This window comes from Sphingomonas sp. (assembly GCF_048594985.1).
Lineage (GTDB): Bacteria > Pseudomonadota > Alphaproteobacteria > Sphingomonadales > Sphingomonadaceae > Sphingomonas_I.
Genome location: NZ_JBMDXG010000206.1, coordinates 1 through 18,334, shown reverse-complemented (window position 1 = coordinate 18,334; position 18,334 = coordinate 1). Strand labels below are relative to the sequence as shown.

The following is an 18,334-nucleotide window of genomic DNA, read 5'->3' as shown; positions in this document are numbered from 1 at the left end:
CATCTCCAGCACATAGGCCTTGGGCTTGGGACTGTTGTCGTCGGCGTGGAAGGTGCCGCGCGTTTCCCATTCCCGCTGCCAGCGCGCATCGCTGTCGCGGGGCTCGAACCGCTCGCTCATCGACGGATCAGTCCCGGCCGGCGTCGCGCCGGAGGTCGCGGGCCTTCTGGAGGATGATCTCCTCCAGCTTCTGGTTGGTCGATGCCTGCACCGCCGCGTCGACCCACTGGCCGTTCTGCTGGATCTGGCGTGCGGTCGCGACGCGCACCGCGTCGGCACGCAGATCGGCGTCGAGGATCGTGACCGAAACCTTCACCCGCTCATTGGGAACGCGCGGGTCGGCGCGCCATTCCGTGACGATCACGCCGCCATTGCTGTCGACCTGCGCCATCGGCATGAACGAAAGCGTGTCGAGCGCGGCCCGCCACAGATAAGCGTTGACGCCGATCGCGGTGACCCGCGCGGGTGCCGACACGGCGGCGGTCGGCTTGCGCCGCCCCCCCGTGAGCCCACAGCCGGCCAGGGCGGCGCACAGCATGACGGCGAGAGCGTAGCGGGACCGATGCATCGGATAGAAAGCCTTGGGTGGAACTGTGTGAGGGGCGTCGTTATAGAAGGTCGCGTTCCGCCCGCAAGCACGCTGCGGCGGGGCGCCTGGGGGTGCCCGATTGTGGGCGGGCTGCAACATGCCGCAGGAATTCGAAGGATCGCGTGGAACGCTTGCGCCGCTCCGTGGTAGGCGCGGTGCAAACATAGGGTATCGGCCGCGACATGGCACTGATTCGGGGAGGCATGGCAAAGTGGGGCGGCGCGTTTGCGCTCGCATCGCTTATGCTCGCCCCGCTCGGCGCGGTGGATGCACGCCCGCGTACCCGGCCGAAGTCGCCTCCTCCTCAGGCCGGTGATCTGCCGAGCTTCGGCGCCTTCACCCCCGCCGCCGCCGATCCGCGCATGGCCGCCCTGTTCGCGCGCAACGGGCTCGGCACGGGCAATTTCTCCAGCGGCGCATTCCGCTTCACCCCGTCGGGCGACACCACCGGCCGTCGCGCGGTCACCGTCGCCGTGCGCGCGCGTGGCACCACGCCGCAGCAGGCGGCGTCGCACGCTTCGGCGATGCCCGGTTCGGGTCTCGGCCCGTCGGCCTACAGCCTGGGCGCGTCGGTCGGGTGGAAGCGTTTCGCGCTCTCGGGTGATATTTCGCGGACCGATGGCGGACTGCTGCCGACCGGAACCGAATCGGCCGATTTCGGGCTGAGCTATGCGGGCAAGCGCTGGTCGACTTCGGTCGACGTCGGGGCCGAGCGTGCGAGCGACGAGCGGTCGGCGCTGATGGGGATCGACGAAAGCTGGTCGGTCGGTCTCGGCGGGTCCTACTCGCTCACGCGCAAGATCGATCTGACCGGCGGGGTCCGCTACAAGCGTCAGCGCGACCAGGTCCTGTCCTTGTCCGACAACCGCCGCGACAGCCAGGCGGTCTATCTGGGCACCACCTTCAAGTTCTGACGCGGTCCGCGCCGGCCCAGGCGTCGATCGCGGCATAACCGTCGGCGCCCAGCGTGCGTAGCCGGCGCGCGCGATGCGCATCCATCCCGCCCAGCGCCATGATCGACGGGCGCGCGCCGCGCGCCATCAGGCCGAATCGCACCGGGCCGAGAGCCGGCGCGCCGGGATGCGAGCGGGTCGCGAACACCGGCGACAGGAAGATCAGGTCGACATTGCGTGTCAGCTCCGCACGGCGGTGCGCGGACGCTGTCCGGATCAGTGGACGGCCGACTCGACGCCAAGGCGAAGATCCATGCGCGCCGTCTGCGCGCCACGCGGCGGCAAGACGCGGCGTACCGGCCAGCACCAGCACCAACCCGCGCCGCCGCGCCACCTGGCGCACCGCGTCGAACAAGGCACGCCGCGCCGTCGGCGGCGTCGCATGATGGCGGAACACGATCCCCGATCCGCGCGGCAACCGCTCCAATGAATCCCACAGTGCGTCGCCGATCCGTTCGTCGGTCATCAGCCAGAGGCGGGGGAGAGGCTGGCGGCGGGCCATCGAGCATGCCTATAGCGCGCGCCATGCCTATGATCGAACAGGATGATGCCGCGGCGCGGCTCGCCGACATCCGCACGCGTGTCACCGCTGCCGCGCGCCTTGGCGGGCGCGATCCCGCGCGGGTCGAACTGATCGCGGTTTCGAAAACGCACCCCGTCGAGGCCATCCGGCCGCTGATCGCGGCGGGGCAGCGCAGCTTCGGCGAGAACCGGGTCCAGGAAGCACAGGCGAAGTGGCCCGCGCTCCGGGCAGAATGTCCGGACCTGCGCCTCCACCTCGTCGGCCAGCTTCAGTCGAACAAGGCCGAGGAAGCGGTCGCGCTGTTCGACGCGATCCATTCGGTCGATCGCGAAAGCCTGGCCGAGGCGCTGGCCAAGGCAATCGGCAGGACGGGCCGCGCGCCTACCTTGTTCGTGCAGGTCAATATCGGCGCGGAAGAGCAGAAGGGCGGCTGCGCGATCGACGCCCTCCCCGCCTTGCTCGCGCGGTGCGGCGCACTCGGCCTTACGATCGCCGGCCTGATGTGCGTTCCCCCGGCGGAGGGCGAGCCCGCGCCCTACTTCGCGCTGCTGGCGAAACTGGCGCGGCGGCACGGCCTGCCGGCGATGAGCATGGGCATGTCGGGCGACTATGAGACGGCCGTGATGCTGGGCGCGACCCATGTGCGCGTCGGCACAGCATTGTTCGGCGCGCGCGGCTAGAGGGACCTCGAGGAACCGTTTTTCGTTGGGTGCAGATGCAAATCTCCTCCACGATTGCCCTGCTGATCCTCCCCGTCCTGGCCTCCGCCTGTTCGCCTGCGGAGACACCGGTTCCGCAGGATGCGGACGGTAATCAAGTTGCGGGCGCGGCGGTCGAGCCCGCCGAACGCACGGCGCCGGTCGTGAACGAAGCGACAGGCGGCGATCCGATCACTCTGGACCCCCTGACCGGCGACGAGGCGGCGCTCGAAGGCGAGTTGCGCTGCGCCTTTGCCAATCCGGCTGGAGAAACCTTGCTCATCGCCGCCGCAGACGTGGATCCCGCCGGACGCGCGAGCGCGATGATGCGCGCCAACGGCACGGTCGAACGGCTGGTCGGTCGCACCGAGGGCGGGTTCGACGCGCTTGCGAAAGGTGCGTCGCTCGGCACGCGCGGGCTGACGGTCGAGATCGTGCGCGGGACCGCGATCCCCACGGGGAATGAAGGGTCGCGACATCGTGCCACCATCAGGATCGATCGCGCAGACGGCGGCCGGCGGACCTACGAAGGGTTCTGGACCTGCGGCCCCTGACCCGCTCAATCGATCAGCAGGGCATCACCGGGCGACAGAGCGGGCAACAGCGCGAGGAGCTCCGTCCGCGCGATCGCGACGCAACCCTCGGTCGTCGCGCCGTCGCGCCAGCAATGCAGGAAGATCGCGCTGCCGAGGCCGGGGACGGGCGGTCGATCATTATGGCCCAGCACCACGATGATGTCGTACAGCCCGTCGTCGCGCCACAGCCGTTCGGCGGACTGCGCATGGGGATGGCGCACCGGGCGATTATACGCGGGATCCCCCGCTCCGTCGGACCAGCCATCGTCCGGTCGAATCCATCGCCATGGCAGCGACAGGCGGATGGGGAGCGCGACGCGATCGGGCCGAAACAACACGCCACGCACCGGCCACAGGCCCAGTGGGGTGGCGCAGTCACCCTCGCGCTTGTCCGCCGCCGGGCGCGTGCCGCCCCGCCCGATACTGCACCGGATTGCCATCGTGCCGACGTGGAGAAGGCCCGTGCCCGTGTCGCAGCGCAGGATCAAAGCAGGTGCCCTGTCCGGTCGCGCTTCACGGCAAGATAGTGCGCATTGTGCGGATTGGGCGGCAGGGCGTGCGGCACGCGCTCGGTCACGGCGACGCCCGCCGCTTCGAGCCCCGCGACCTTCGCCGGATTGTTGGTCAGCAAGCGAACGCGATCCTGGTTCAAAAGGCATAGCATCGCCGCCGCGACCGAAAAATCGCGCGCGTCGATCGCGAAGCCCAGGCGCAGATTGGATTCGACCGTATCGTAGCCCTGATCCTGCAGCGCATAAGCACGCAGCTTGTTGACGAGCCCGATGCCCCGCCCCTCCTGCCTGAGATAGAGCAGGATGCCCCAGCCGGCATCGGCGATGGCATGGACCGCGGCATGAAGCTGCGGCCCGCAATCGCATTTGAGGCTCCCCAGCACGTCGCCCGTCAGGCACTCGCTGTGCAGGCGGACCAGCGGCGGGCTGCCGTTGGGCGAGCCGATAACCAGCGCGACATGCTCGGCCGCGTCGGCGCGCGCGCGGAACGCGACGATCTCGGCGTCCTCGGCCCCTGCCACCGGCAGGCGCGCACGTGCGGCGATGGTCAGCCCGTCCTGCCGCGCGAGCGTCGCGATGTCGCCGGCCGCGACGCGCGCCTCTCCCTGCCCGTCCGGGAGCGCGAACATCGCCGGCAGCAGGCCGGCAGTGCGCGCCAGCAGCAGCGCGGCCGACGCCGCCTCGCCACATTCGACCGGGCGAGTCCGGTAAGGCCCCTTGAGCGGATTGGCGAGATCGTGCGCCGGATCGGCCAGCGCGAGCGCGGCCGGCAGGTCGAGCCAGGGCACACGATCGATCAGCACCGGAATGCCGGGCGTTGCCGCGTCCCGCTGGTTGGCGAGCTTCAGAATCGCCGCGCGCTCGGACGACAACAGCAGGCCCGCGCGGCGCTCAGGATCGAATTCGGCCAGCCGCTGGTCGTCGGCCGTCTCGACCGCGAGCACGGCCAGCGCACCGCCCTCGCCCACAATACGAACCGGCCAGCCGCGCCGCAGCGCGTCGAGCGCACGGGCGGCAGCGCGCGCGTCGCTCACACCCGGAACTCGGTGACGAGCGGGACATGGTCGGACGGCTTGAGCCAGTTGCGGCAATCCTCATGCACCGTATGGCGAACGGCCTTGGCCGCGATTTCGGGTGACGCCCACATATGATCGAGCCGGCGACCGCGATCATTGACCGTCCAGTCGGGCGAGCGATAGCTCCACCAGGTATGGAGCCGCGCGGGCGCGGGATGGAAGTGGCGGCCGAGGTCTACCCAGCCGTGCGCCGCCTGCAACCGGCCGAGCGCGTCGACCTCCACGGGCGTATGGCTGACCACGTCGAGCAACTGCTTGTGGCTCCACACGTCGGAGGGTAGCGGCGCGATGTTGAAATCGCCCACCATCACCGTCGGCTCGTTCAGACAGGCTGACCATTGGGTCATCCGTTCGACGAAGGCGAGTTTCTGCGCGAACTTCGGGTTGACCGCCGGGTCGGGGATGTCGCCGCCCGCAGGCACGTAGACATTTTCCAGTCGGAAGCCCGCCTCCAGCCGAACGCCGACGTGGCGCGCCTCGCCATTGTCCTGCCAGTCATAGCGCCAGCAATCGTCGATCGCCTCGCTGATCGGGATGCGGCTGACGATGGCGACGCCGTGATGCATCCGCTGGCCATGCAGCCGCTGATGGACATAGCCCATTCGGCGGAAGTCGGCGGCAGGAAAGACGTCGTCCGCCGCCTTGGTCTCCTGCAGGCAGAGGATATCGGGCTGCTCCTGTTCCAGGAAGCGCTCGACGATGCCGATCCGCGCGCGCACCGAATTAATGTTCCAGGACGCGATTTTCAGAACTGTCATGGCGGGCATGTAGCGACGGGCGGGGGCGGAGGGAAGAAAGCGCCTATGGAAAGGCCCTCGCTCCGGGGGCTGGAGCGAGGGCCGACCTGGCGTTCGTCACGCAGGTGGGTCGCGCCAAGGGCCCGGGTAACAGGGGGGAAATCCCGGGCGGCGGCGCGGCCACGAGCGGTGAATAGGACAGCGTACCTGTCACGAACATGAATGGAGATTCAGCGACCCCGATTTTTCGGTCGCGGATCGCGCCAAAGGAACGTCCTGTCGTTTATCGGCACGTTGAAGCGCTGGTTGGACAGCACGACGGTCGAACGGTTGTTCTGTGCGTCAAGCACTGTCCATCCCGCCAGCATGAGCCCGCCCGGCGCCGAGCCGAGGCGCGTGAACCCGATCGTGATCGTGCCGAATTCCGGATGCTTGGGGTCCCGCCCCTCGATCAGCACACGCCCATCGGGCGTTCCGGGAAGGACGCGGGCAAAGCGCGACACGTCACGGTCGGGATCGAGCAGAATGGACAGCGGCGAATTGCCGATCGGCCAGCGCGAGACCTGCGCCACCTGATAATCGATCATCGTCAGCGCCTTGCCGTCACCGACCACAAGCAGGGGGACGCCCTTCTCATATTGGAAGCGGATCCTGCCCGGTCGCTTGAGCGAGAGGGTGCCGGTCAGCGTCTTCCCCCGGCTGTCGGTCTGCGCGAAGTCCGCCGTCATCGTCTCGACCGCGCGCAGATGCGCCTGGACCTGGGCGAGCACGCCGGTGGCGGCGGTGGCCGGGGCGGCGGCAATCAAGGCGACTGGGAGGGCGTAGCGAAGCATGCGGGTTCCTAGCATGGGCCGGCAGATGGGCGAAAGGCGTTGAACTTGGGGTGAACTATGCGCCGGGCGTGCGCTCCGTTGGAGCAAGAGCAACAGACGGGGTCAGGCCCGACGCTCCTCGCGCAGGGTCTGCCAATAAGCCAGGCGTTCGGCGATCTTCGCCTCGAAGCCGCGCGGGGTGGGCGTGTAAAAGGTCTGCGCCCCCATCTCCTCCGGCCAGTAATCGTCGCCGGAAAAGGCATCCGGCGCGTCATGGTCGTAGCTGTAGCCCTTGCCATAACCGGCCGACTTCATCAGCTTCGTCGGTGCGTTGAGGATGGTCTTGGGCGGCATCAGCGACCCCGTGTCCTTCGCCGCGCGCGACGCCGCCTTGTGCGCCATGTAGCCTGCGTTCGATTTGGGCGCGGTGGCGAGGTAGAGGACGGCGTTGGCGATCGCCAGTTCGCCCTCGGGCGATCCCAGGAAATCGTAAGCCTCCTTGGCGGCGAGGCATTGCACCAGCGCCTGCGGATCGGCGAGCCCGATATCTTCGCTCGCCATCCTGACGATCCGGCGGAGCAGATAGAGCGGCTCCTCCCCTGCCACCAGCATCCGCGCCAGATAGTAGAGCGCCGCCTGCGGATCCGACCCGCGCACCGACTTATGCAGCGCGGAAATGAGGTGGTAATGCCCCTCACGGTCCTTGTCATAGACCGCGACCCGCCGGTGCAGCAGTTGCGCGAGCGCGCCCGGATCGAGCGGCTGGGTCAGACCGACGGAGAACAAGGTCTCGGCCTGGTTGAGCAGAAAGCGGCCGTCGCCGTCGGCGCTGGCGACCAGCGACTCGCGCGCTTCGGGCGTCAGCGGAAGCGGACGCTCCTCCAATTGCTCGGCCCGGTCGAGCAGGCGGGTCAGCGCCGCGCTATCCAGGCGGTTGAGGATCAGGACCTGCGCGCGGCTGAGCAAGGCGGCGTTGAGCTCGAACGACGGGTTCTCGGTGGTGGCGCCGACCAGCACCACGGTCCCATCCTCGACATAAGGCAAGAAACCGTCCTGCTGGGCACGGTTGAAGCGGTGAATCTCGTCCACGAACAACAATGTGCGCCGATCAAGCCGGGCATGTTCGCGCGCCTCGGCAAACGCCTTCTTGAGGTCGGCGACCCCTGAGAAGACGGCGGAAATCGCGACGAAGCGAAGGCCGACCGCGTCGGCCAGCAGCCGCGCGATCGACGTCTTGCCCGTGCCCGGCGGGCCCCACAGGATCATCGAGGACAGCCGGCCGACGGCCACCATACGCCCGATCGCGCCGGTCGGGCCGGTAAGATGCTCCTGCCCGATCACCTCATCAAGACTGGCTGGCCGGAGCCGGTCGGCGAGCGGAGCCCCGGCGGGCGGCGCGGATGCCGGCGCGTCCTGCGGTGGCTCGGCTCCAAAAAGATCGGGCATGGTCGATATATAGGGTGCGCGGCCGACGCTGCGATAGCGAACAATGCCGTCGCGCATACGCCAGGGAACGCGCCCAGATCCTGACCCAATTCGTCTATCTTGAAATAGTTTAAGATATATCTTAGTTATGATTCGACTCATGGAGATACGAAGAATGCGATTTGGACATGGCTATGGCCGCTGGGTAGGCGGTGGATTTGGCGGCATGCATGGGGAGCACCGCCATGGCGGCGGACGCGGCGAGCATGGCGGCGGCGGACGCCGCCGGGTGTTCGACGGCGGCGAATTGCGGCTGGTATTGCTCGCATTGCTCGAGGAGCAGCCGCGTCACGGCTACGACCTGATCCGCGCGATCGAGGAGCGGACCGGCGGCGCCTATGCCCCCAGCCCCGGCGTGGTCTACCCCACTCTCACCATGCTCGACGAGCTGGAGCATATCGAGGAGGTGAAGGCGGAAGGCGCCCGCAAGCGCTTCGCCATAACCGACGCGGGGCGCGCCCATCTCGGCGAGAAGCGCGCGGAGGTCGACGCGTTGATCGAGCGGCTTTCGCGGCTTGGTCAGGAAGAGAGCCGCCACAGCGCGGCGCCCGTCAAGCGGGCGATGGTGAGCCTTCACATGGCGCTTCGCGACGCCCTGTCCTCGGCCCAGAGGCGCGACATGGTGCATGACGTGACTGCGATCCTCGACGAAGCCACGCGCAAGATCGAGCGCCTCGACCGGTGACCCGGCTGGCGGCCCTGCGGCGCCGGCTTGACCTCACGCCGGTCGCCGCGCGTTCCCTGACATATCCAAGGACGAAACCGACCATGGACATTTTCTCGACAACCGCCGCCGTGCCGACCCGCAGCGGCAGCCGCTACCTCCAGCAATTGTGCAAGCACTGGTCGCACAATTTGACGGTGGAATTCACCGCCGAGCATGGCATGGTGACCTTCCCGCGCGACGTACGCGGAACCGATTATCCGGGCGATGCGGTCGCGATCTTCGACGCGCGCGAGACCGTTCTGGACGTGCGGATCGATGCCAGCTCGGCCGAACAGCGTGACCAGTTGAAGGGCGTGGTGGCGAGCCACCTCGACCGCTTCGCATTTCGCGAGGCCCCGCTAAGCTTCGCCTGGCACGATGCGTAGCGAGCATTATCCGCGACCGCGCAAGACGACTGAGCCCGCGTCGCCCCTGCTCGCGCGGGCCGCCGCGATCAGGCCAGCGCCACGCCCGCCGGGATCGCCCCGACTTGATCGTCCTGGCCGCTGATCGCCACCTGCTCGCCGCGCGAATAGGTGCCGACCAGCACGCCGGCGGCAAGGACGCGTCCTTCGAGAGCGCCGGCCAATGCGCTGCGGCCGGGGTTGCGCCCAAGATCGATCAGTTCGCTGAGCGCGAAGAGTTGGAAGACGTAATCGTGGATGCCATGCCCCGTCGGCGGGTCGGGCGGCAGCCAGCCTTCGGCGAAGATGCTGTTGCGTCCGACATCGCGCCCGTCGGGGCCGCCCGCGCCATCAGCGACGATCGCCCCCTCCTCGAGCCGCCGCTCATCGGCCGGAATCTGCCAGACGATCGCATGGACGAGCGGTTCGAGCGCCGGTGCATCGGGATCCTCGACGATGAGGGCGTAGCCCGCCGTGCCAGCCGGCGGATCGCGCCAAACGAGCGGCGGCGAAACGCCCACGCCATCGGCGGTGAACCGCTCTGGCAGGCGCGCGCCATCGGCGAAGGCGGGGCTCGCCAGTTCCAGGCTGACATTGGGGACGTTGAGGTCCCCCTGGACGATGGTCAGCTTGGCATGACCCGCGCGGACGTTGCGGAGCATCGCGCCGAGCCATTGCGGGACATTCTCGAGCATTGGCCGCCTTCCTCCATCTCTGCCACCAATCCAACGTTCGAGCGTCCAACTGGCTGCCTTAGCTGTTAGCCTAAGTGGCAGCGGTCACGAAGCCGACGCAAGGCCCGACCAGCGGCGACGCTTTACGGTCGCAGGGTCGCATCATAACCTGTCTGCACATTCGGAGGGTGATCCATGCGCGCAATGAGAGTGATACCGCTGATGGCAGTGGCCGCAGGCGCGGCCAACGCCCACGCCGAATCCATCACGCCTCAGATCCAGGTCGCGGCCACCGGCGTCAGCAAGACGGCTCCGGACACCGCACTCATCGCGCTTACCGTGCGCGGCGAAGGCGCCACATCGGACGACGCGGTCCGGCAACTCAGTCAGGGCAGCAAGGCGATAAGGGGCGCCCTGGCCAGCGTGTTGGGCGCGGATATGGAATTTGAAACCGCCGCTCTGTCGATAGCCGAAGTCCGGCCCAAGGCATGCGATGACAGCCGCTTCGGCACACGTCGCCTGTCGACGGGCGAGTGCGCGATCATCGGCTATATCGCGCAGCTGCCCGTGACGGTCCGGAGCAATCGCATCAAGGATGTCGGTACCGCGATCGGACTTGCCAGTCGGCTTGGCGCGAGCGAGGTGCAGCTGGCGGGCTACGCTTTGGCCGATCCCGCCGCGGCCAGGCGTCGGGCGATGCAGGCCGCAGTCGCCGCAGCTCGCGACCAGGCGCAGGCGATCGCCGACAGCTCGGGCGCCAAGCTCGGTCCGCTGTTGCGTGTCGTGGATAATACGTTCGGGGGGCAAGCGGTCATCCAGCGCGCTCCGAACATGACGCCGGCCCCACCGCCGGCCCCACCGCCACCGCCGCCGCCCATACCCGTGGACCTAAGCCCCCAGCCTATCAGCACGACGGTGCAAATCTCGGTGAGCTATTCCATCGTGCGGTGAGCCTAGCCCAATCGCGTCAACGCGGCGCGGAGGCGTTCGGCCTCGGCGGATTTGGCGGCATGGTCCTCGCGCGCCTTGGCGACCGCCTCCGGCTTCGCTTTCTCGACGAAGGCGGGATTGTTGAGGCGGCCGGCCAGCGAGGCGGCTTCCTTCTCCGCCGCCTCGGCCCCCTTGGCGAGGCGGCCGCGTTCGGCGGCGAGGTCGATCACGCCTTCGAGCGGTAAAGCGAAGGTCGCCTCGTCGACCACCACCTGCGCCGCACCCGCGCCTTCGAACGCGGTTGGCCGAATCGCCTCCAGCCGCGCGAGCCGCGACAAGGTCGCCTGCTGGCGGTCGACCCGCGCCGTTGTCTCGGCCGACGCACCGCTGACATGGAGCGTCAGCTTCGCGCCGGGCGGGACGTTCAGTTCGGCGCGCGCGGCGCGGATCTCCTGCACCAGCCGGATCAGCCAGCTGATCTCCGCGCTCGCCTCGGGATCGATCGCGCGCGCGTCGGCCATCGGCCATTTCGCGACGATCAGGTCATGGTCGCGCGTCGCCAGCGCGTGCCACAAGTCCTCCGTGATGAACGGCATGAAGGGGTGGAGCAGGACCAGGATCTGGTCGAGCACCCAGCCCGCGACCGCGCGCGTTTCGTCCGCAGCCGCCTGATCCTCGCCCTGCAGGATCGGCTTGGTCAGTTCGAGATACCAGTCGCAGAACTGGCTCCACACGAAGTGATAGATGGTGTTGGCCGCTTCATCGAAGCGCAGGTCGGCCAAGGCGAGATCGAGCGCCTGGATCGTCCTCACCGTCTCGGCGATGATCCAGCGGTTGACGGCCTGCGTCGCGACCGGCGGCTCCAGCGTGGTCGATCCGCCGATGCCGTTCGACTGGGCGAAGCGCGCGGCGTTCCACAGCTTGGTCGCGAAGTTGCGATACCCCTCGACGCGCTTCTCATCGAGCTTGATGTCGCGCCCCTGGCTTTCCATCGCCGCCAGCGTGAAGCGCAGGGCGTCGGCGCCATACTTGTCGATCAGGCCGAGCGGATCGACCGTATTGCCCTTGGACTTGGACATTTTCGCGCCATGCTGGTCGCGGACGAGACCGTGCAGGTAGAGCGTCTTCCACGGGCGCTCGCCCATGAAGTGCAGTCCCTGCATCGCCATCCGCGCATCCCAGAAGAACAGGATGTCGAAGCCCGAGATGAGTACGTCGTTGGGGTAATGGCGCTTGAGCGTCTCGCTCTGCTCGGGCCAGCCGAGCGTGCCGAACGGCCACAAAGCGGACGAGAACCACGTGTCGAGCACGTCGCTGTCGCGCCGAAGCGGCTTGTTGCCGGCCAGGCGCTGTGCCTCGACCTCGCTCTCAGCGACGAATACCTCTCCATCGTCGGCATACCAGGCCGGGATCTGGTGGCCCCACCAGAGCTGGCGCGACACGCACCAGGGCTGGATATTCTCCAGCCAGTTGTACCAGGTCTTCTTCCACGTTTCCGGCACGACGCGGATGTCGCCCGAGCGCACCGCCTCCAGCGCCGGCTTGGCGAGCGTCTCGGCGTCGACATACCATTGGTCGGTCAGCCACGGTTCGATCACCGCTCCCGACCGATCGCCGAAGGGGGTCTGGATCACGCGATCCTCGACCTTTTCCAGCACGCCGCTTTCCTCGAGCAGCTTCACGAGCTGGTCGCGCGCCTCGAATCGGTCGAGTCCGATCAGGTCGGCCGGGATCAGCCCGTCGGCGGTCTGGACGACCTTCGCGTCGGCATCGAGCATGTTGAGCATGTCGGCCGGCTTGAAGCCCGCCCGGCGCCCGACCTCGAAATCGTTGAAGTCGTGGCCCGGCGTGATCTTGACCGCACCCGATCCCAGTTCCGGATCGGCATGTTCGTCGGCGACGATCGGGATCAGGCGGCCGGTGATCGGCAGCCGGATCTGCTGGCCGATCAGCGCCTTATAACGTTCGTCCTCCGGGTTCACCGCGACTGCCATGTCGGCGAGCATCGTTTCCGGCCGCGTGGTCGCCACCGAAATGCTGCCGCTGCCGTCCGCCAGCGGATAGCGCAGGTGCCAGAACTGGCCGTTGCGCTCCTTCGTCTCGACCTCCAGGTCGGAGATGGCGGTGCGGAAATGCGGGTCCCAATTGACCAGCCTTTTGTCGCGATAGAGCAGGCCCTGCTTGTACAGCTCGACGAACACCTTCACGACGGCCCTCGAGAAGCCCTCGTCCATCGTGAAGCGTTCGTTGGCCCAGTCGCACGATGCGCCGAGCCGGCGAAGCTGGCGGGTGATCTGGCCGCCGCTCTCCGCCTTCCATTCCCACACCTTGTCGACGAACGCCTCGCGGCCGAGCGCGGCGCGGGTCACGCCCTCCTTCGCCAGGTTGCGCTCGACCACCATCTGCGTCGCGATGCCCGCATGGTCGGTGCCGACGACCCACAAGGCGTCCTTGCCCTGCAGACGCGCATGACGGACGAGAATGTCCTGCAAAGTGTTGTCGAGCGCGTGGCCGATATGGAGCGATCCCGTCACGTTGGGCGGCGGGATGACGATGGTGAAGGGCTCCGCCTCGTCCCGCGCGGGGCGGAATAGGCCGCTACCCTCCCAATGCGCATACCAGTGCGCCTCGATCGCTGCGGGGTCGAACGTCTTGTCGATGGTCATAGCGCGTCGCCTCTTAGAGGCGGTTTCGGGCGGAGGCGACCCCTTCAGCGCTGCGCCGCCGCCAGCGCCGTCCGCAGCGCGCGAACCTGGTCATTGAGCGCGCCGAGATCCGCCGGGCTCATCCCCGATCGCTTGAGCAGGGTTTCGCCGAGGCAGCTGCATTCGTCGCGGATCGTGCGGCCGCGATCGGTCAGCCGCACCTGCACCTGCCGCTCGTCCTGGGGGTTGCGGGCGCGCTGTACGAGCCCCCCCGCCTCCAGCCGCTTGACCAGTGGCGTGACCGTGCTCGATTCGAGCGACAGGCGGTCGGCAATCGCGCCAACCGTACGTCCATCCTCCTCCCACAAGGCGTGAAGCACGAGATATTGCGGATAGGTCAGGCCGAGCCGGTCGAGCAGCGGCTTGTAGGTACGGCCGATCGCCATGCTCGCGGAATAGAGCGAAAAGCAGAGCTGCTGATCGAGCGGCAAAGGGGCAGGCATGGCCATCATCTCCCGGGCAAGCGCCGGCTAGCCGACGCAATCTTATATCGCGATAAATTTTCGCTGGACAAGGGCAGACGCAGCTCCTACCTATTGATTATCGCGATAAGGAATATCGCGGACGAATTGAGGAGGCTACCATGTCGGTTGACGTCAAATATCGCACGCGCGCTACTGCCACCGGGGGACGTGACGGTCAGGCACGGACCGAGGACGGACGGTTCGAGGTGAAACTCGCCACGCCGGCGGAACTGGGCGGCGCGGGTGGCGACGGCACCAATCCCGAACAATTGTTCGCCGCCGGCTATTCGGCCTGCTTCATCGGCGCGCTGAAGGTGGCGGGCCAGCAGCTCAAGCTGCGCGTCCCCAACGATGTGTCGGTGACCGCAACCGTCGGGATCGGCCCGCGCTCCGAGGGCGGCTTCGGCATCACCGCCGACCTTGCGATCACGCTGCCCGGTGTCGAACGTGCCGACGCGGAAAAGCTGGTCGCGGCTGCGCACCAGATCTGCCCCTATTCCAACGCGACCCGCAACAATCTCGACGTCGGGCTCACCATCGTCTGAGCCGTGATCGGCCGGGACGCCGACACGAAAAGGGCCGCCCCGGCATTCCGGAGCGGCCCTTTTTCATGATGCCCGCGAAGGGATCAGCCCTGCGCGGCGTCCTTTGCCGGACGGTTGTCGCGACGCTCGGCGATACGCGCCGACTTGCCGGTGCGGCCACGCAGATAATAGAGCTTGGCGCGACGCACGACGCCGCGGCGCACGACCTCGATCGTGTCGATGTTCGGCGAATAGAGCGGGAAGACGCGCTCGACGCCCTCGCCGAACGAAATCTTGCGGACGGTGAAGCTGGAGCCCATGCCCTTGTTCGAACGGGCGATGCACACACCCTCATAGGCCTGCACGCGGGTACGCTCGCCTTCGACCACCTTCACGCCGACCTTCAGCGTATCGCCGGGGCGGAATTCGGGAATGGCGCGCTTCTCGGTCAGCGCCTGGATCTGCTCGGCCTCGAGCTGCTGGATGAGGTTCATCTCATTCGTCCTTCTTCTGCCGCGCGCCAGAGGGAGGCTGGACCCGAGCGCCGATATGGCGCTCCCAAAGGTCCGGTCTCCGTGACCGTGTGACGACCTCGGCCTCGGCTTTGCGCCAGGCCGCGATCTTCGCATGATCCCCCGATCGCAGCACTTCGGGGATCGTGCGCCCTTCCCATTCAAATGGTCGGGTATAATGCGGATATTCGAGGAGGCCGCTTTCGAAGCTTTCCTCGTCCCCGCTGGAAGCCGCGCCCATTACTCCGGGAAGCAGCCGGACGCAAGCATCCAGCAGCACCAGCGCACCCACCTCGCCACCCGACAGGACGTAGTCGCCGATCGATACTTCCTCGATCGCACGCGCGTCAAACAGCCGCTGGTCGATCCCCTCGAATCGGCCGCACAGGATGGTCACTCCGGGCCCTTCGGCCAGGTCGCGCACCCGCTTCTGCGTCAGCGGCGCGCCACGCGGCGTCATCGCGATCAGCGGGCGGTCGTCGGCATGGGCGTCGATCGCGGCGGCGAGCACGTCGGCGCGCATCACCATCCCCGCCCCGCCCCCCGCCGGCGTATCGTCCACCGAACGATGCTTGTCCGTCGCGAAGTCGCGAATCTGTACCGCGTCGAGCGACCATGTGCCCTGCGCGAGCGCACGGCCGGCAAGGCTGAGGCCGAGCGGTCCCGGAAACATCTCCGGATAGAGCGTCAGGACCGTCGCGGCGAAGGTCACGCCCCGGTCCGGCGCGCGATGAATTCGGTCACGAACGCGGTCGCGATCCCGCTCGCCAGCATTGCCAGCGTCACGACGCCCCACCCCGCGATCAGGAACGCATCGCCCGTCGAATAGAGCGCGCCGAGCATGGCGAGCGGCGGGATCACCACCATCAGCGAGGCAGCTGCCACCCGCACGCGTCCCGGCGTCCCCCGCCTTCGCGCGCCCACGACGCCATAGGCAATCATCGCGAGGTAAAGCGGGATGAGGACGAGGAAGAGCGTTTCGAGCGTCATTCGACGAACGCCGTATCGACCACGAGTCGCTTCGCATCCCATTCCGGCACGGCCTCGATCCGCATCGGCACCATGAAGCGCTTCCCGTCGGGGCGTTCGATTTCGATCACGTCGCCCGCGCCGAAATTCTCGATCAGCACGACCTGGCCGACCGCCTCCCCCGTCGTCGAGACGCAGGGAAGGCCGATCAGGTCCAAATGATAGTATTCGCCCTCTTCGAGCGGCGGCAGCGCGCTGCGCGGTACGGTCAGCTCGGTTCCCCGCAGTGCCTCGGCCGCATTGCGGTCGGGCACTTCGTCGAACCGCGCGATCAGTCCGCGCAGGCTTTTCAGCGTCAGCGTGCCAGCGTTAAAACGTGTGTAGGGCGACAGATCGTCGGTGAAGAGCTTCAGCTTCACCTCACCGCCGATGCCGTGCGCGCCGGTGACGACCGCGAGCACGACCGTGCGGTCGCCCCCGTCAGCCGCGCGGGGATCCTTCGACGGGGGGATTGGCGTCCTCGCTGCCTTCGGCGGGCTCCTGCGCGGAGGCTCCGTTGCCGGGCTTGAGGGTCGGTTCCTGTCCGGCATGAGGCTCGGGGTCGGGATTCTGCTGGTCGGGGGCGGTCATCATGCTCTCCTTGGCCGATCGACCAGAAACGCACCGACGACCGCCCGGCTCCAATCAGGCCTCGGCGGTCTCTTCCGCAGGCGTCTCCGCCGCGGGCTCTTCGGCCGGCGCGGCAGCCGCTTCGGCGGCGGCAGCGGCCTTGGCGGCACGCTCCTCGGCGCGCTCCTTGGCCTTCTCGCCCGGCTCGGACTTCTTCGGGTTGTTGCGCGCGGCGCGCTCCTTCACGCCGGCGGCGTCGAAGAAGCGGGCGACGCGGTCGGTCGGCTGCGCGCCCACCGACAGCCAATGCTTCGCGCGCTCGGTGTCGAGCACGACGCGCTTCTCGTCATCCTTGGCGAGCAGCGGGTTGTAGGTGCCGATCTTCTCGATGAAGTTGCCGTCGCGGGGCGAACGGGCGTCGGCCACGACGATGCGATAATAAGGGCGCTTCTTCGCGCCACCGCGCGACAGGCGGATGGAAACGGCCATGGGGTCTTCTTCCTTCGTCTAGAGTTCGATTTTTAAGGTCAACGTTTCTTCAGGAAATTCTGGAAGCCGGGGGGCAGGCCCTGCGGCGCCCCGGGGGCGCCCGGCCCGGGCAGGCCCGGAAGCCCGCCGGGCGGAAGCCCCGCACCGCCGAGCATCGACTGGAGGTCACCCTCACCCATGCCGCCGGCTCCGCCTTTGCCGAACCGGGCGCCCAGCTTGGACAGACCGCCCATCTTCTTCATCTTCTTCATCATGCCGGCCATCTCCTGATGCATCTTCAGGAGCTTGTTGACGTCCTGCACCGTGGTGCCGGAGCCCTTGGCGACGCGAATCTTGCGCTTGGCCTGCATCAGTTCGGGCTTGGCGCGCTCCTTGGGCGTCATCGATCCGATGATCGCGTCCATCCGCACCAGCACGCGATCGTCGGCGGCGCCGTTGGCCATCGCCTGCTTCACCTGCTTCACACCCGGCAGCATCGCCGCCAACCCCGACAGGCCGCCCATGCGCTGCATCTGCGCCAGCTGCGCGCGAAGGTCGTTCATGTCGAACTTGCCCTCCGCCATGCGCTTGGCGAGCTTCTCGGCATCCTCGACCTTGATCGTCTCCGCCGCGCGCTCGACCAGGCTGACCACGTCGCCCATGCCGAGAATGCGGCCGGCGACGCGTTCCGGATGGAAGGGTTCGAGCCCGTCGAGCTTCTCGCCCGTGCCGGCGAACTTGATCGGCTTGCCGGTGACGGCGCGCATCGACAGCGCGGCACCGCCGCGCGCATCGCCGTCCATGCGGGTGAGCACGACGCCGGTCAGCGGCACCTGCTCGGAGAAGTTGGTGGCGACGTTGACCGCGTCCTGGCCGGTCAGGCTGTCGACGACGAGCAGGATTTCGTTCGGCGTCGCGATGTCGGCGACTGCCTTCATCTCATCCATCAATTGCTGGTCGACGTGCAGGCGGCCCGCCGTATCGAGCAGCAGCACGTCATAGCCCTGCAGCTTCGCCGCCTGCATCGCGCGCTGCGCGATCTGGACCGGCTGCTGGCCCGCCACGATCGGCAGGGTCGCGACATCGGCCTGGGTGCCCAGCACCGCCAATTGCTCCTGCGCGGCCGGGCGATTGACGTCGAGGGACGCCATCAGGACCTTCTTGGCGCCCTTTTCCTTCAGGCGTTTGGCGATCTTGGCGGTGCTGGTCGTCTTGCCCGACCCTTGCAGGCCGACCATCATCACCACCGTCGGGGGCGTCACGTCGAGCGCGAGGTCCGACGATTCCGCGCCGAGCATTGCCACCAGCTCGTCATGGACGATCTTGACGACCTGCTGCCCCGGCGTGACCGAACGCAGCACGTCCTGGCCGATGGCCTTTTCGGTCGCGGCGTCGACGAACTTGCGAAC

24 protein-coding genes are annotated in these 18,334 nt (G+C 67.8%); 7 read left to right on the top strand and 17 right to left on the bottom strand.

What is annotated here, in order from left to right; genetic code table 11:
- Positions 1-127: 127 nt before the first annotated feature.
- Positions 128-568, bottom strand: a complete 441-nt coding sequence (locus ACOJSF_RS08125) for a DUF3576 domain-containing protein (protein WP_420141713.1) — start codon at positions 566-568, stop codon at positions 128-130.
- 224 nt (positions 569-792) lie between these two features.
- Here ACOJSF_RS08125 and ACOJSF_RS08120 point away from each other — a divergent pair, with 224 nt between their 5' ends.
- On the top strand, positions 793-1,503 hold the full coding sequence (locus ACOJSF_RS08120; protein WP_420141712.1) for a porin: 711 nt from the start codon (positions 793-795) through the stop codon (positions 1,501-1,503).
- Here the strand turns inward: ACOJSF_RS08120 and ACOJSF_RS08115 are convergent.
- Positions 1,493-2,044, bottom strand: coding sequence for a thiamine phosphate synthase (locus tag ACOJSF_RS08115; protein ID WP_420141711.1), 552 nt, complete (start codon positions 2,042-2,044; stop codon positions 1,493-1,495). The genes ACOJSF_RS08120 and ACOJSF_RS08115 overlap by 11 nt on opposite strands.
- A 23-nt stretch (positions 2,045-2,067) precedes the next feature.
- On the opposite strand from ACOJSF_RS08115, the gene ACOJSF_RS08110 reads away from it, so the two are divergent.
- A complete protein-coding gene (locus ACOJSF_RS08110) occupies positions 2,068-2,745 on the top strand; it encodes a YggS family pyridoxal phosphate-dependent enzyme (protein WP_420141710.1) in 678 nt (225 codons plus the stop codon).
- A gap of 35 nt (positions 2,746-2,780) precedes the next feature.
- Positions 2,781-3,317, top strand: coding sequence for a hypothetical protein (locus ACOJSF_RS08105; protein WP_420141709.1), 537 nt, complete (start codon positions 2,781-2,783; stop codon positions 3,315-3,317).
- Positions 3,318-3,322: 5 nt separating this feature from the next.
- Here ACOJSF_RS08105 and ACOJSF_RS08100 read toward each other — a convergent pair whose 3' ends face one another.
- From ACOJSF_RS08100 to ACOJSF_RS08080, 5 genes are all read right to left on the bottom strand, one after another.
- Entirely contained in the window at positions 3,323-3,778 is a 456-nt protein-coding gene (locus ACOJSF_RS08100; RefSeq protein ID WP_420141714.1) for a L,D-transpeptidase family protein, read from the bottom strand.
- Positions 3,779-3,822: 44 nt separating this feature from the next.
- A complete protein-coding gene (ribA, locus tag ACOJSF_RS08095) occupies positions 3,823-4,884 on the bottom strand; it encodes a GTP cyclohydrolase II (protein WP_420141708.1) in 1,062 nt (353 codons plus the stop codon).
- Positions 4,881-5,684 (bottom strand): exodeoxyribonuclease III, encoded by an 804-nt coding sequence (locus ACOJSF_RS08090; RefSeq protein ID WP_420141707.1) that lies wholly within the window; start codon positions 5,682-5,684, stop codon positions 4,881-4,883. The genes ribA and ACOJSF_RS08090 overlap by 4 nt, the downstream gene beginning before the upstream one ends.
- Positions 5,685-5,893: 209 nt before the next feature.
- Positions 5,894-6,496 (bottom strand): LolA family protein, encoded by a 603-nt coding sequence (locus ACOJSF_RS08085; RefSeq protein ID WP_420141706.1) that lies wholly within the window; start codon positions 6,494-6,496, stop codon positions 5,894-5,896.
- Between the two features lie 102 nt (positions 6,497-6,598).
- Complete coding sequence (locus ACOJSF_RS08080; protein ID WP_420141705.1) at positions 6,599-7,921, bottom strand: replication-associated recombination protein A; 1,323 nt, start codon at positions 7,919-7,921, stop codon at positions 6,599-6,601.
- A 154-nt stretch (positions 7,922-8,075) separates the two neighbouring features.
- Between ACOJSF_RS08080 and ACOJSF_RS08075 the strand changes: the two genes are divergently transcribed.
- Positions 8,076-8,645, top strand: a complete 570-nt coding sequence (locus tag ACOJSF_RS08075) for a PadR family transcriptional regulator (protein WP_420141704.1) — start codon at positions 8,076-8,078, stop codon at positions 8,643-8,645.
- A gap of 83 nt (positions 8,646-8,728) precedes the next feature.
- Positions 8,729-9,052 carry a DUF2218 domain-containing protein gene (locus tag ACOJSF_RS08070; protein ID WP_420141703.1) on the top strand — a complete coding sequence of 108 codons (324 nt, stop codon included), beginning with the start codon at positions 8,729-8,731 and terminating at the stop codon, positions 9,050-9,052.
- Between the two features lie 68 nt (positions 9,053-9,120).
- Here ACOJSF_RS08070 and ACOJSF_RS08065 read toward each other — a convergent pair whose 3' ends face one another.
- A complete protein-coding gene (locus ACOJSF_RS08065) occupies positions 9,121-9,765 on the bottom strand; it encodes a YbhB/YbcL family Raf kinase inhibitor-like protein (RefSeq protein ID WP_420141702.1) in 645 nt (214 codons plus the stop codon).
- Between the two features lie 201 nt (positions 9,766-9,966).
- On the opposite strand from ACOJSF_RS08065, the gene ACOJSF_RS08060 reads away from it, so the two are divergent.
- On the top strand, positions 9,967-10,695 hold the full coding sequence (locus ACOJSF_RS08060; protein ID WP_420141701.1) for an SIMPL domain-containing protein: 729 nt from the start codon (positions 9,967-9,969) through the stop codon (positions 10,693-10,695).
- A gap of 2 nt (positions 10,696-10,697) precedes the next feature.
- Here ACOJSF_RS08060 and ACOJSF_RS08055 read toward each other — a convergent pair whose 3' ends face one another.
- Positions 10,698-13,340, bottom strand: a complete 2,643-nt coding sequence (locus ACOJSF_RS08055; protein WP_420141700.1) for a valine--tRNA ligase — start codon at positions 13,338-13,340, stop codon at positions 10,698-10,700.
- A 44-nt stretch (positions 13,341-13,384) separates the two neighbouring features.
- A complete protein-coding gene (locus tag ACOJSF_RS08050) occupies positions 13,385-13,822 on the bottom strand; it encodes a MarR family winged helix-turn-helix transcriptional regulator (protein WP_420141699.1) in 438 nt (145 codons plus the stop codon).
- A 140-nt stretch (positions 13,823-13,962) separates the two neighbouring features.
- On the opposite strand from ACOJSF_RS08050, the gene ACOJSF_RS08045 reads away from it, so the two are divergent.
- Positions 13,963-14,388: an organic hydroperoxide resistance protein gene (locus tag ACOJSF_RS08045; protein ID WP_420141698.1), complete on the top strand. Its 426-nt coding sequence runs from the start codon at positions 13,963-13,965 to the stop codon at positions 14,386-14,388.
- Between the two features lie 83 nt (positions 14,389-14,471).
- Here the strand turns inward: ACOJSF_RS08045 and rplS are convergent, their stop codons facing one another.
- The 7 genes from rplS to ffh all read right to left on the bottom strand — a co-directional run.
- Positions 14,472-14,861 (bottom strand): 50S ribosomal protein L19, encoded by a 390-nt coding sequence (rplS, locus tag ACOJSF_RS08040; protein ID WP_420141697.1) that lies wholly within the window; start codon positions 14,859-14,861, stop codon positions 14,472-14,474.
- Position 14,862: 1 nt separating this feature from the next.
- Positions 14,863-15,591, bottom strand: coding sequence for a tRNA (guanosine(37)-N1)-methyltransferase TrmD (gene trmD, locus ACOJSF_RS08035; protein WP_420141696.1), 729 nt, complete (start codon positions 15,589-15,591; stop codon positions 14,863-14,865).
- Positions 15,588-15,869, bottom strand: a complete 282-nt coding sequence (locus tag ACOJSF_RS08030; protein ID WP_420141695.1) for a hypothetical protein — start codon at positions 15,867-15,869, stop codon at positions 15,588-15,590. The genes trmD and ACOJSF_RS08030 overlap by 4 nt, the downstream gene beginning before the upstream one ends.
- Positions 15,866-16,309 carry a ribosome maturation factor RimM gene (rimM, locus tag ACOJSF_RS08025; RefSeq protein WP_420141694.1) on the bottom strand — a complete coding sequence of 148 codons (444 nt, stop codon included), beginning with the start codon at positions 16,307-16,309 and terminating at the stop codon, positions 15,866-15,868. The genes ACOJSF_RS08030 and rimM overlap by 4 nt, the downstream gene beginning before the upstream one ends.
- A 19-nt stretch (positions 16,310-16,328) precedes the next feature.
- Complete coding sequence (locus ACOJSF_RS08020; RefSeq protein WP_420141693.1) at positions 16,329-16,481, bottom strand: hypothetical protein; 153 nt, start codon at positions 16,479-16,481, stop codon at positions 16,329-16,331.
- Positions 16,482-16,532: 51 nt separating this feature from the next.
- On the bottom strand, positions 16,533-16,946 hold the full coding sequence (gene rpsP, locus ACOJSF_RS08015; RefSeq protein WP_420141692.1) for a 30S ribosomal protein S16: 414 nt from the start codon (positions 16,944-16,946) through the stop codon (positions 16,533-16,535).
- 38 nt (positions 16,947-16,984) lie between these two features.
- On the bottom strand, positions 16,985-18,334 hold a 1,350-nt coding region (ffh, locus tag ACOJSF_RS08010), incomplete at its 5' end, for a signal recognition particle protein (RefSeq protein WP_420141691.1).